General features: G+C 37.0%; 8 protein-coding genes. 4 read left to right on the top strand and 4 right to left on the bottom strand.

Going from position 1 to position 14203, the window contains the following annotated elements; all coding sequences use genetic code 11:
• The first annotated feature begins 1 nt into the window (after nucleotide 1).
• Nucleotides 2-874 (top strand): carbohydrate ABC transporter permease, encoded by an 873-nt coding sequence (locus tag BM121_RS03170; protein ID WP_091481004.1) that lies wholly within the window; start codon nucleotides 2-4, stop codon nucleotides 872-874.
• 14 nt (nucleotides 875-888) lie between these two features.
• Nucleotides 889-3978, top strand: a complete 3090-nt coding sequence (locus BM121_RS03165; RefSeq protein ID WP_091481002.1) for a beta-galactosidase — start codon at nucleotides 889-891, stop codon at nucleotides 3976-3978.
• Nucleotides 3979-4169: 191 nt separating this feature from the next.
• Here the strand turns inward: BM121_RS03165 and BM121_RS03160 are convergent, their stop codons facing one another.
• The 4 genes from BM121_RS03160 to BM121_RS03140 form a co-directional block, all read right to left on the bottom strand.
• A complete protein-coding gene (locus BM121_RS03160; protein WP_091480999.1) occupies nucleotides 4170-4367 on the bottom strand; it encodes a hypothetical protein in 198 nt (65 codons plus the stop codon).
• A 1104-nt stretch (nucleotides 4368-5471) separates the two neighbouring features.
• Nucleotides 5472-6893 carry a 4-hydroxyphenylacetate 3-monooxygenase, oxygenase component gene (gene hpaB, locus BM121_RS03150; RefSeq protein WP_091480993.1) on the bottom strand — a complete coding sequence of 474 codons (1422 nt, stop codon included), beginning with the start codon at nucleotides 6891-6893 and terminating at the stop codon, nucleotides 5472-5474.
• Between the two features lie 110 nt (nucleotides 6894-7003).
• A complete protein-coding gene (locus tag BM121_RS03145; RefSeq protein WP_091480990.1) occupies nucleotides 7004-8125 on the bottom strand; it encodes a GntR family transcriptional regulator in 1122 nt (373 codons plus the stop codon).
• 81 nt (nucleotides 8126-8206) lie between these two features.
• A complete protein-coding gene (locus tag BM121_RS03140) occupies nucleotides 8207-11317 on the bottom strand; it encodes an alpha-mannosidase (protein ID WP_091480988.1) in 3111 nt (1036 codons plus the stop codon).
• 324 nt (nucleotides 11318-11641) lie between these two features.
• Between BM121_RS03140 and BM121_RS03135 the strand changes: the two genes are divergently transcribed.
• Together BM121_RS03135 and BM121_RS03130 are read left to right on the top strand one after the other, a co-directional pair.
• Complete coding sequence (locus tag BM121_RS03135; protein ID WP_091480985.1) at nucleotides 11642-13135, top strand: extracellular solute-binding protein; 1494 nt, start codon at nucleotides 11642-11644, stop codon at nucleotides 13133-13135.
• Between the two features lie 162 nt (nucleotides 13136-13297).
• The gene (locus BM121_RS03130; protein WP_091480982.1) at nucleotides 13298-14164 is read left to right on the top strand and encodes an AraC family transcriptional regulator; all 867 of its coding nucleotides are present in this window, start codon (nucleotides 13298-13300) and stop codon (nucleotides 14162-14164) included.
• Nucleotides 14165-14203: the final 39 nt, after the last annotated feature.

Below are 14203 nucleotides of genomic sequence, written 5' to 3'. Positions count from 1 at the left end.
AATGAGTGAATCAGTGGTTAACTACGATACCGTTTCGAAAAATGCTCGCAAGAAAAAGAGGTTCAAACGAAGTACTATTTATTTGATACTATTGGTATTTACCATTATCAATGCTTATCCTATCTTTTGGATGATTATGAATTCCTTTAAAACAGGTCAGGAATTTTCCTTTGATCCATTCGGCCTGCCAGATGATTGGGTGTTCGTCAATTATGTCGAAGCATGGGTGACGGCAAATATAGGATCTTATTTCTTAAATAGTTTATTTGTCGGTATTGTTGCTTTGTTTATTTGTATATTGGTTGGCGCATTAGCTTCCTATTTTCTGTCCCGCTTTCAATTCAAAGGCAGAAATTTATTATACGGTTTTTTCGTAGTAGGTCTGCTTGTGCCAATTCATGCCACATTAGTTCCGATGTTTATTTTAATGCAAAAGCTCGGTTTCATTAATACCCATTTGGCCTTAATTTTTCCATACGTGGCCTTTAATTTGCCGATTACGATTTTCTTGTTAACGAGTTTTATGGGTTCTTTTCCTAAAGAAATTGAAGAATCAGCTATTATGGATGGGTGTGGCCCTTTTCGGATCTTTTGGTCAATTATTTTGCCGATGAGCCGTCCAGCATTAGCGACAGCAGTAATATTAAACTTCATTAATAACTGGAATGAATTTTCATTTGCATTAGTTCTAATTAATGATGATGCATTAAGTACTTTACCATTAGGATTAGCAAACTTTGCAGGTCAGTATTCTACTAATTATACGGCTCAAATGGCAGGGTTAACGATGGTATTAATTCCAACTATTTTGTTTTATTTAGTAATGGAAAAACAAATCGTGAATGGTATGACACAAGGTGCTGTAAAAGGCTAAGAGGAGGGGTATCTGTGACAAAAACATTGATTTTTTATGATGAGAAATTTCCTTATGAGGGCACAAGGCCCTCTCAAGAATGGCTAGATCAAATGAGGGATCAGTACGAGGTGGTAGATGCGAATCACTTATCCGAAGCTTTAGCTAATCATGATTTTAGTAGTTATGTGCATTTACATGGCCCCTATTTTCCGAAAGAAGCATGGCCTAGTTTGTTCGCTTTCTTTAGACAAGGACATGGTCTATTACATATAGGTGGTGCTCCTTTTCGCAATCCGGTTAATCAATCCAAACAAGGGGATTGGCAAATAGAAAGAACACAAACCGCTTATCACCGACAATTACAAATCCATGAAATATTGCCGGTTGATCCTGAGCCAATCACAAAGTTGACGGCAGATAGAAAGTTGCCGGTTTTTGAAGGAAAAGAGTCGCTGTTTTCGATTGAACCAACTCATAACCTGATTTTGCACGTAACACGCTATCGAGATCGCCCAGAAGAAAATGGCTCCAGTGGTCCAATGGATGCTCATGTTTATCCGCTGCTAAAAGGTATATCTAAAGCTGATCGGGAAGTAGCTGCTCCAGCAGTATTACTTGAAAATACGAAGGGTAGCTTTGCTGGTGGTCGATGGTTATTTATTAATCAAACCGTTAGCGATCATTTCTGGCAAAATGGCGGATTAGATGCTATTTCAGAGTGGGCTGCTTTTATTGGTGAAGGTGTGACGGAAATCTGGGTGAAGCCTAATTACGCAACATATGAACCAGGCGACAGGGCAACCATTACGATTCAGACAGAAAAAATAGGTAGAAATGAACAGCTTCCAAAAGAGTGGCAGTTTGACATTACCCTTATGCACGAATCGGAAATAGTCTGGACTGCGAATGATAATTTAACCGCAACAGCAGAGTTGCAATTTTTAAGAATACCGGTAAACATAGCTATTCAAAAAGGACAATATCAATTGGAATGTCTTGCTACTTCTAAGTCAGGAGAAAAGCGCATCTATACACAAGGTTTCTGGGGAAATGATCCTGATTTATTACAGCAAGGAAGTGTCATGGAAGCAGGGAGAGATTACTTCTGGAAAGACGGCCGGCCGTTTCCGATTGTTGGTCAAACCTATATGACTTCTGACGTTGCACGTAAGTTTATTTTTATGCCCAACGTAGCAGCTTGGGATCAAGATATGGCAACAATGAAAGATGCAGGGATCAATTTAATTCGTACGGGACTTTGGACAGGATGGCGTCATATGATGTTTATCGATGGACAGGCATCTGAAGAGGTATTGCGTGCAATTGATGCCTTTCTGCTTACTGCAAAAAAGTATGATATGGAAGTAACCTTTAACTTTTTCGCTTTTACACCAATTGCTTTTGAGGGGGAGAACCCTTATCTTGATCCGCGTAGTGTAAAAGCACAAAAACGTTTTATTAGCGCGTTAGTATCGAGACATGCAACAACGACCAATGTGCAATGGGATTTAATTAATGAGCCATCTATGTTTGACCCGAAACGCTATTTTCAAGGTCCTCGATCTGCACAGGATCGCTTTGAGCATGCCGCATTTTTAAAATGGCTAAAAAAGCGACATGAGTCCATTACCATACTTCAGGAGCGTTGGGACATGACACCTAGAGAATTACCGGACTTTGAGTCAGTGGCGTTACCTGAGCAAGAAGAAATTAATTTTGATATCCAGGATATGAAGCAACCCAAACAAGGACTGCGCTGGCTGGATTATACATTATTTACGATGGAAATGCATAATCAGTGGGCAAAAGAATTATCAGCAACAATTAAGTCCATCAATGAAAAACAATTAGTAACTGTCGGTCAAGACGAGGCTTTAAGCAGTCAGCGTCCCACACCGTTCTTCTATGAGGAAGCAGTTGATTATACAACTGTCCACTCATGGTGGTTGATGGATCAGCTTGTATGGGATGGTATTTTTACCAAAGCACCATATAAACCAAATTTGATTCAGGAAACTGGTATTATGTATGTCGAAACAGCAGACAGTAAAGCAAAAAGATCGGAAAAAGAATTACGTAATATTCTTGAACGAAAGTATGCATATGCCTTTTCAACTGGTGGAGCTGGTGCAGTCCAATGGTTATGGAATACTAATTTTTACATGGATAATACGAATGAATCTAATATTGGTGCATTGCGAGCAGATGGTACGCAAAAACCGGAAGCAGATGTATCGTATGATTTTGGAAAGTTTATCGGTGAAATTCGTGATCTATTTGTTGATCGTCAATTAGAAGAGGTTACGGTTGTGTTTCCATATTCAAATGACTTTTCTAATCGTAAATTTGCTTTTGATGCCACCAGTAAATTAACAAGAGTTCTCGCCTATCAAATGAATGTGCCATTTCGAGCGATGGGTGAATATCACCTACAGGCAATAGAAGAACAGCCACCAAAGTTGTTGATAGTACCTAGTGCACATAATTTTAGCAAGGAAGCGGCTGATAAAATATTCCAATATGTTGAAAAGACCGGTGCGACTCTTCTATGGACAGGTCCAATTGGTTTGGATGCGTATTGGGAGCATTCTCGGAAATTAACAGACCAACTAGGAGAGTATGAACTATCTAATGTTTTACGTGAAGAGTTAGTCACGATTGATGGTGTAAATTATCCAGTTTCTTTTGGTGATCGTCGTATTGGCGAAGTAAATAAAGAGATTATAGCTGGCAAGGATGATGCAAGTTTAATAGAAGTAGAGATGGGCAAAGGAACCTTACTATGGTGCCCGTTGCCTGTTGAATTGAATGAAGGTACCGATGTGCTAGCGGCTTTATATCAAAAAGCAATATCTCAGGCAGGCATAGAAGCGGAACTGGAATGGATTGAAGGTGGGGATCTTCCAGGGGTTTATGGAAGGAAATTGACTTTCCGAGATGGATATCTGTATACATTTGTCTCCGAATATGCAGTTGATACCAATATAAAAGTAAAAGATACTGTAACTGGTCAAGTATTTCAATTCACCCTAGAGAAAGAACGATCTGTTTTATTTGCAACAGATAAACAAGGTAATATAAAAGCATCCTATCGTGATCAGGAAATTGCCAGTCAAAACTAAAGAAATTAGAATAAATATCCCCATCCTTTTTGTCGTGTTTAGAATATAATTCATGGCCAATTTGATGGGGATAGATTTTTAAAAAATAGGTATAGAGCGATTGAAAATTATAACATTTAACAGGTTGGTAATCCGAAGATAACTGACCAAACCGATTAATTGCACAAAGGAGTTGTGTAAATCGAAACAAACTAATCTTTCTCCTTTATAAAGACATTAGAAATAATGAGTAGAATTATGCCAATTATAATGGCAGAAATGGAGAAAGAATAGAAACTTTCAGGTGCATTCGTAATTATACCTAATGTCTCATTAAAGGCTGATCCGAGAATGAAAAGTAGAAAACCTAACCAAAAGATTACTTTACCGAATGGAGTATGTTTTTTCATCATGTCCTCCTTAATAACTATATCAATCTCTTTTCCTCGTAAGTAGAATAACACATATCTATCTTTTAAAACCAATACTATTTTTTTATGTGATTAAAATATAAATAAAACCCAATCAAACCACCTGTTTGTCATTTTGAAAGATAGCTTGTGCAAGCCGACCGCTGCGGCTGACCGTTTCGCTTTCCTAGGGGCATGTTCTTCAGCTAACTTTTGCAGGAGGAGTTCGCTCCTGCAAAAGTGGATCTTCAGATCATGCTAATCCCTCAGGAGTCGAAAACGGTCGGCCTCCGCTATATCTTTTTCTACAACGAATATCAGAAAAAGCATATTGGTTTTATAACCATTATTCGTGATTTTCAACGCCATAGCTTTGCACTTCCACAGGGATAATAACCCAAGATTCTAGGTCTGACACATGTTGTAGAGCATGATTCAGCGTAGGCCGCCCACTTCAACTCCTGTGGGACTCGTTTTTCCTGAAGATCCACTTTTTCGAGCGGTTTTTGCGCGAAAAAGTTAGCTGAGGGAAAAACCCCACGGAAAGGGGAGTGGGCAGCCGAAGCGGGGGAGATTACTGTATAAAGTGAGACTATGATCAGTGGGGGTATTGACCCCCACTGATCATTAGCGAAACTTATCAGGGTGTTAGCGTCTGTTAGTCCCCACTTAGCTTCCTTGTGTTACTTGAAGCTGGGGGCTTACAGACGGTTAGCACCGTGATAAACATGTCAACATTACTACATGGAGTTTACGAACAGCATCTGAGTTAAAGATAAGGACCGGGTGGGCTTTCCTGTTTTTTCTAAATATCACCTAAAAATGGTGTCCTTGGCATAGGATTTTCTACGTTTATAAAAAATGCTATAGAGAGAAATAACATATAAAGTAATCCAACCAATAAAACAAAAATCTTTTGAGACTTTAATAGTATCAATTCAATCCCCTCCACCTTCATCCTATCTACTGAAATATTTATATAAAATTTTTTATAATTATTCTTATTTTCTACAATTTTCAAAAAATGATTTTACCTATTTCATTACAAAATAACTAGAAGAAGGACCGGACTGGTTATGTCCGGTCCTTCTTCTATCCTCGTAACTATGTCAAAAATTTTTTAATATAGTTTGTATGTTTTTTAAAATCATATTGTTTGTATAGCTCGCTTGATAGTCGATTTGGGCTTCCTAAGAAAAAACGTTCATATTGCGTTTGTCTACTGCCAAACGCACTCATTGTTGCGTCCCAAGCCAGGCGAAACAATTGTATTCGGTCTTGTGCCTCTAGTGTTGCACTTTGTAAATATTGATCTAGGTCTACTTTAATCTCGGACTCAAAATCAGCTTCGGTTGGAATGGACACAAGTCCACTAGATCCTAATAGTTGGACAATTTCTGATAGTCGAGCATATACTTTGGGATAAGTAGAGGTCGCTACTTGTAGAGGAGTGAGTTCTGGGCGCATTAGCTCAAACTCGTCTATTTTTGCGTTTGTTTCTGCTTTTATTAATAGGGCTTTCATGGTTTCTAGCGCTGAAATCATTTCAGCCATCATTTCTTGGACATTTGGATACTCATTAATATTAATGGTATTTACAATAGCCTCTGACAGTCCTAACATAAATTCAGTTTTGATAATCTGTCGGCTAACGATTTGGTGTAAGGTAAAGGGCGCAAATGCACTCGCAGTTTTAAAGTTATTGGATACTTCTAAATTGTTATAAAAGAATACTCTTTCCCACGGAACGATCACATTATCGAATACCACCAAACTATCTGATTCTTCAAACCTAGAGCTGAGTGGATAATTATAAGTTGACTCACCACCAACAAAGGAATCTCTGCTAATGAATTTCAATCCTTTTGTATCACTTGGAATGGCAAATGCAAATGCGAAAGCTTTATCAGTGATGCCGCCAGGAGAAAATACAATGATTTCATCGGTAATGCCACCCTGGGTTGCTAGTAAACGAGCTCCTTTTATCACTATTCCTTCTTCTTTTTCGGCAACCATTTTCGCTGCGATCGGTTCTTTGGAGTCTTCAAAGTAAAGTTGTGAACGATTAACTTGTGGGTTTATAAACGTATGTGTAAAGGATAGATCTTCTTCTCTGGCCTTCTCATAAAAGTTAATCAAATGTTGTGGAAAGCAATTTTCTTTTCCACTCAATAATTTAGCTGATGCAGCAAAGGTCATTAAAATGGTATTCATATAATCAGGACTCCTACCAAGCATGCCTCCGCTTATCTTCGCCCAATGTTGAATCATTTTTCTTCGTTTAATAAGGTCTTCCATTGTGATTGGCTTTAAGTATGAGGTTCCAACTAAACTTCCTGTAACAGGTGAGGGATAGGTCATGATGTCTTTTTTATGCTGTAGGTCATAAAGGGAAGCCTGACTATTAATAACCCCTTTAAATGCAGGATGTTCTAGGATGTCTTTAACCTTTTTTCCATTATGCCACAATTCTACTTGGTGTTTTTTTATTCGATTTTTGTATTCTTCCCCTGTTATTGCTGACATACCATAGCACTCCTCATTACAAAAAATAAATTCATATTATTATATTTTTTGATGACGAATATGTTCCGAATGAGGAGGTATTGGAGATTTCATACAGAAAGAGAGACATATTAATGTCCCTCTTTTTGTTTGGATAGCTTAAGAGTACGAGGTGTCTCTCCTTCAACAAGAGTAGCGCTAATTTCATCCTTCTTGATTTGGAGTTCCCCTTTGTACATATCCATTAGTCGTTTGATTGTTTTTTGTCCTAATTCTTTTTCATTTTGTTTTAAATGTGTAAAGTTTAATTCTAGGTCATTATAAGGTGGACTATCAAAGCAAATAATAGATATATCTTCTGGAACGTTCAAATTTAAATCTTCTATGGCTTTTTTGGCTAATAACGCAATGTTATATTCTAAGGCAAAAATAGCGGTTATTTCTGGGTGTTTTTGAATATGTTTTTTAATCCTTTCAATATCTTCTTCTTTAGAAGCTAGCGGATAAGGCAAAGTACTGTGAATATCAGCATGCCATTGACTTTTATTTACCATCACATTTTTTTCTGCATATGCATGTACAATGCCAGCAATACGGTCTTCAATAGTTGTTGTTTCATAGTTAGACGGCATAAGTACGGAAATATGTTTATGACCGATTTCAAATAAATAGTTAACACCTGTTTGTGCAGCTTCTTGATTGTCAGTTGAAACAGAGGTTACGCCGATTCCCTTTATGGATCTGTCGATTAAAACAAGTGGAAATTTATTCACAACCATTTTTAATATTTCTGAACTGTAATGATCGGAATGTGCTGGAGCTACAATCATTCCGTCTACTCCTAATTCCATTAACTCCTGCATTAATTGTTCTTCTTTATCTGGTAGCCCTAAAGATATTTTTAAAATGATGAAAAATCCTTCATCGGTATCATCGGTTAGTGCTGTTACCAAATTATTTCCGAAACTTGCATCAAGAGACGTCACAATTAGTCCGAATAGAGGCTTTTTGGTATCAGATGGCTGCTTTTTTTGATTAGTGGAGAATTCATCCACGAAAGTTCCTCGTCCTCGTTGTCGATATACATATCCTTCATTCATTAATATCTCTAGTGCTTTTTTACTGGTAATTCTACTGACCTGGAATTTTTCAGATAATTCCTTCTCTGATGGGATACGGTCTCCTACTTGGAATTTGCCGTTTGTGATATCAGCTTTTATGGATTGATATACTTGTTGATACAGTGCTTCCATTGTGCATACTCCTTCATTAAGACCTAGTTGATATGATTATATATATTAATCATACCAAAAAGGTCTGGAAAAACAATCTAATTAACTTTTTAGTTCAATAATGAATGCTTTGATTTCATATGGATGTATAGTGAAATACAATGGTTCATCTTTCACTTTTTCTGATATTGGTTCCTCTAATAAATTACACTCTTGCCAGGAATGAATAGGGAAATCACTGTTGATATGAATCGTTTCTCTGGCTCCTGTAAATTCATGCAGTCTAACAATGATTTTATTGTCGTCTTCTGCTTTTTTCACAGCATCAATCATGACGTGATCAGTATCCATCGAAAATAAGGATTTGTTATCCATCTTCCCCTCGACAGCAACGAGTGGATTATTCAGGTTCCATGCTTGTTGAACTGTTTTCGCATTTCGCCAGTCTCCTTGATGCGGGTAAATGGCATATTGAAAATAATGCTCGCCTTGATCCTGCTTGACATCAGGATCTGTAGAGCTTTTCAATAGTGTTAGTCTCATGATGTTATCTTTGATATCGTAACCATATTTACTGTCATTTAGTAAGCTGACTCCATATCCTGTTTCGGATAAATCTGCCCATTGATGTCCAACGGTTTCAAAACGGGCAAGATCCCAGCTTGTATTCCAATGGGTTGGGCGTGTAACATTTCCGTATTGTATATCATAAGTAGCTTCTGTTGATCGTACATCGACCGGAAATGCAGCTTTTAATAGTTGCTCTCGTTCATGCCAATCGATATATGTCTCAAAATCAATACGCGGATTTTCACTATAGACGACCATATTCTGTTTGATGGTCGAATTAGCATATTCCCATTGAAATTGCACAATAGATCGAATTGGTCCATCTTCTATTAACTCTACAGAGATTAACTTCTGTATCTCTTTCATTTTTTGTTGATAATAGATGTCGATATCCCATGCATCAAATAGCATTGGCTTATCCTCAAACACTTGAAAGATATTGGCTTTCGCTTGGGAAGGGAGGACATCTCTTTTTGCCTTTTTATCAAATATTTTGGTGAGTTGGCCATTTTCATTCCATGCGATTTCCAATAAAGGTGTTGATAGTTTATCACTAGTATAGGAAAAGACAGCAGATGACACGTCTTTCTCCCTTTTGGCATAAATAGATTTACTGCCTAACGCGGGAACGTCATTTACCTTCACCATCCAGTTGCCATCCTTTGTTTTTTGAGATTCCAACTTTTCTCCTTGATAGTCATACCATTGAAGCTCATCTTCTTGGTTTGTTATTTCGACCAGATCAGTTCTCATAAAGGATGCAGAGTTCGTAACGGTATAAAAATCGAGTTGGTTATCTACCAGACGAGTAGATGCCTGATCATGAGCTTCTTGTGCCAGTTGATAAGCTTCATTATACTCCTGGTAGCTATCTTCGTATACTTCTCTTATCGATGAACCAGGGATAATATCATGGAACTGATTTCTTAAAACAATCTTCCAACTGTCATTAAGCTTAGCTTGAGGATATTGTTCCCAATCTTGATTTATAACCGAATGAAAAACGTTTATCCACTCTGCTTCTCTTAATAACAATTCCATCTTACGGTTCATTCGTTTATTATAGGCTTGGCTTGTATAGGTTCCACGGTGGTATTCTAAGTATAATTCTCCGTCCCATGTGTGAACATATTGATCTGTATTTTCAACCGTTTCATGCAGTTTTCTGAAATAGTCATCAGCTCTGCCAGTTTTGATATTCGGTAAACCAGGCATTTTATCTAATCGGTCTATCATTTCCAGCATTTCACGGTTTACACCACCACCGCCATCACCATAACCATAAGATAAAATCAATTCGTTGTTTACGTCTTTGTCTCGATATGCTTCCCATATACCTTTCACCGATTTAGGATTAATTTTTCCATTATACGTGTAAAACCAACGATCATCTTCAGGCGTTGTAATAAAGTGGGTTAAAATTTCTGTTCCGTCAATACCTCGCCACTTGAATGTATCATGCGGCATCTTATTGTACTGGCTCCAACTTATTTTCGTTGTCATAAATGTATGGATTCCCGATTTTTTCAATATTTGTGGTAATGCCCAGCTATAGCCAAATACATCAGGTAGCCATAAATATTCACAGTCTTTTCCGAATTCCTCTTTAAAAAATCTTGTGCCGTGTAAAAGCTGTCTAACTAATGATTCCCCAGACGTTAAATTACAGTCCGCTTCTAGCCACATACCACCTTCGGGCTCCCAGCGTCCTTCTTTTATTCGTGTTTTCATTTGTTGGTAAATGTCAGGATAGTCGTGTTTTATATATTCATATAATTGTGGTTGTGTTTGCAAAAAGATATAGTCTGGGTATTGCTCCATTAAACGTAATACAGTAGAAAAAGAACGTGCCACTTTCTCCCGAGTATGTTTTAAGCGCCATAACCAAGCGACGTCTATATGTGTATGACCTATGGCATTAACGGTTACCGGATAGTGATTTGGAATTTGTTCTAGTCTGTCTTTTAAAACAGATAAGGCAAGATAAGTAGATTGGTAGAAATCGTTTTCATTATTACTAGACCAATCAATTTCACGAAAAGACATATCCAATGCCTTTAATAATTCTACTCTTTCTGGTTGATTTTGCTCTAAGTATTTCACGGTTTCTATCGTTGCTTTTGACGTAAAATACAAATCATCTAATCTTGGATCTAAGCATGCTAGAAATGCAGTTTTTAACTGATGCTCCTGAATGGTAGGCTGGCCACCACCTTCAAGCCCTGACCAGAGACGAAAGCAAAGTGTAACGTCATCGCCAGCTAGTTGTGGGTTAAAAAATACTTCTTGATGATTGGAATCCACTCCTTGGTAGGGCTGATCATTCACATATAGTAACGATTCGAATCCAGAGTTATGACCTCCACCAGTTTTTCCAAAGTCAAAAACACCAATTATTTTGGCATCTTTCCAGGTTTTTGGGATAGTGATATCTGTTTTTAACCAAAGGTATTTATCTCTTCCTTCCCATTTGTCATTAATGTTTATGGTTTGCCAATCATTTGTATTAGCAGGAGGACGTTCTCCGACTTTTCCTTCTTCATCTAATAGGCAGTTAAACGATGTAATTGCTTTAATATTCCGGTATCGATAAGGTTGTAATTCACTTACTTGTTTGTCTAGTTTTTCAACAGTCCAAAACATGTTCTTTTCCCTCCATCTTATAGTTATTAAATGATATATTGGTATACTATTATAAGATAATTATTATGTCAATTCACTTCATTTATATCATTTTTATTAAAAATTTAAAAAGAAATTTAGAAATGTAAGCGAAATACGATGAAAGTATAAAATTATGTAACCTCTTAATTAGTAAAATAAAAGTAATAACAATATTAAATGGAACAAGAGTACTGCAAAGAGATATTGGAAAGGGGAGTAGTCAATTGCATCACAAGATTTTGTGTCACGGGGTTAATCAAATGGATAGAAGTCTTTATTCAAAATAGGAGAGGATAGTGGAATATGAGAAAGTTAATTATGCTTTTGCTGGTATCATTCATCTTTTTATTTATAATAGCGTGTAGTGATGACAGTACTTCAAAAGAGGAACAAAATAATTCTGATGGTAATGAGTCAAACAATTCAGATGAACCATTTGAACTGTCTATTATGTTGAATCTCCACACACCAGAGGTACCTCAAGATAAATTAGAGAAGTTACTAGAAGAAAAAACGAATACAGCACTTGAGATTCAGTGGATTCCAGACGGTAACTATGAAGAACGAGTGAACACCGCTTTTTCCACCAATTCGTTACCTCACGCCGTTCTAGTCAAAACAGAACAATTTACGCAATTTAAAGATGCAATTAGAGATGAACAGTTTTGGGAGATTGGTCCGTACTTAGAGGAGTTTGAAAATTTAAGTAAGCTCCGAGAAAGTACATTGGAAAACTCCAAAGTGGACAATAAATTATACTCTTTATATATGGGGCGTCCATTGTCACGTTCAGGACTTATTTACAGAAAGGATTGGGCCGACAACTTAGGAATCGACACACCTACTACTACAAATGAATTTTATGACATGTTGCGTGCTTTTACGGAAGATGATCCGGATGGTAATGGAGAAGATGACACAATTGGTCTCACGGATAGAGGGAATTTAGGAACATTTGTTACGGTTTCTAGCTGGCTTGGAGGACCTAATAAATGGGGCGAACAAGATGGTCAGTTGTTACCTGAATTTATGTTTCCAGAATATAAAGAGACATTGGACTTCTTTAGAGATTTGCATAGCAATGGATATATGAACAAAGATGCACCGGTAACTAGTAAGACAGATCAACAGGAAATGATGAAAAATGGAACAGCAGGCGCTTACATTGGATCCATGCAAGATGTGCATGGCATTTACCAGGATGCAAAGGTCATCAATCCAGATGTGGAATTTGATGTACACAATTATATCGAAGGACCAGACGGGGAGTTTGGCGTCCGTGCTATACCTGGATATGGCAGTCTTATCCTGTTTCCAAAGTCTTCCATAAAATCTGAAGATGAACTGAAAAGTGTACTTCAATTCTTTGATTATTTAATGTCAGAAGAAGGTGCTAATTTACTCATTTGGGGACAGGAAGGAGTACATTATGAAGTAGTGGATGACCAGGCAAAAGTAATTGACCAGAACAAATTTGATATCGAAATTAAGCCATATACGCCATTTGAGATTGGTGAACCACTTACCAATGGCAGATATGAATCTTATTTCGACTATGAGCCAGCCACTAAAGCAAATAAATTATACAAAGATAATGATAACTATGTTGTCAATGATCTCACAATCGGGCTGGACTCTGAAACGTACAATCAAAATGCTGCTTCATTACAACAAATTATCGAAGATGCTACGTATCAATACATCTTGGGAGAAATTGATGAAAAAGGATTTGACGAAGCAATTGAAAAGTGGAAAGAGGCTGGAGGAAATGACGTGATTAAGGAATATAATGAGTAACTATATGAGTTTAATGTCCCGCTTTAATTAGAATAAGCGGGATATTTTCCTTGTCTTTCTGATTGGATTAATTACTTAGGCATAGGTATTATTGCACTTTCTATATGAGTGGGAATTCGGTATGCTGAAATTACTTTCCGAAAAATTGGAGGAGGGATAGTTTTGGCAGAGAAGGTAAATGTATCTTTAAGAAACCGGTCTTTTTACATCGATTATTCCCGTGGTTATGAGAATAGTCGCGATATGAAGAATTATCATCTTCATCAGGATTATGAGATTTTCTATTTACTTGAAGGGGAGAAAGTTTTCCTGATAAACGGTGAGAAATTTGTAGCAATAAAAGATACGATTATGCTGATTGATAAAAATATCCTACATAAAACGATCGTCAATGATCATAAATATCAGCGAATTGTTCTGAATTTCCGAGATTGTTTCCTTTTGGAAGATGATCAAATCCTCCTTTCTACTTTGTTTAAAAGAGGCCCTCTTATGCTCTCAGTTAAGAATCCGACCACATTTCAAATGATACTAGAAAAAATGTTAGAAGAATATCATATGGATAATACTGGTGGTGATCGTTACTTACAGTTACTCCTGTCACAATTTTTAATTGAATGTAAACGTCTGATCTGTAGTCATACGTCCATGTCGGAATATTCAAAGGCTACTTGTAATCAACATGAATTAATAGATGGTATGATTACGTATATAAATGAACGTTTCCATCAAGACATCACGTTGTCGATCCTTGCTGACAAGTTTTTTCTCCATGAGCAATCGATAAGTAAGTTATTCAAGCAATCTATTGGATGTAGCTTCACAGAATACATGAATGCGGTGCGTATTACGGAAGCGAAGAGATTACTAACGGAAACTAATTTAAAAATCAATCAAATTACAAAGAAAGTCGGTTACACCAATCATGTCCACTTCTGGAGAATTTTTAAGAAATTCACTGGTATGTCACCGAATAACTATCGAGAACAGGAAGTAGAAAATTGTAAGCGTTTTACTATCAAGGCGTAAAAAAATGTAATCTATCAATTGGTAAAATTAAACTAATAA

The sequence above is a fragment of the Gracilibacillus orientalis genome, from assembly GCF_900114645.1.
Lineage (GTDB): Bacteria > Bacillota > Bacilli > Bacillales > Amphibacillaceae > Gracilibacillus > Gracilibacillus orientalis.
This window is presented reverse-complemented; position numbering and strand designations above follow the sequence as displayed.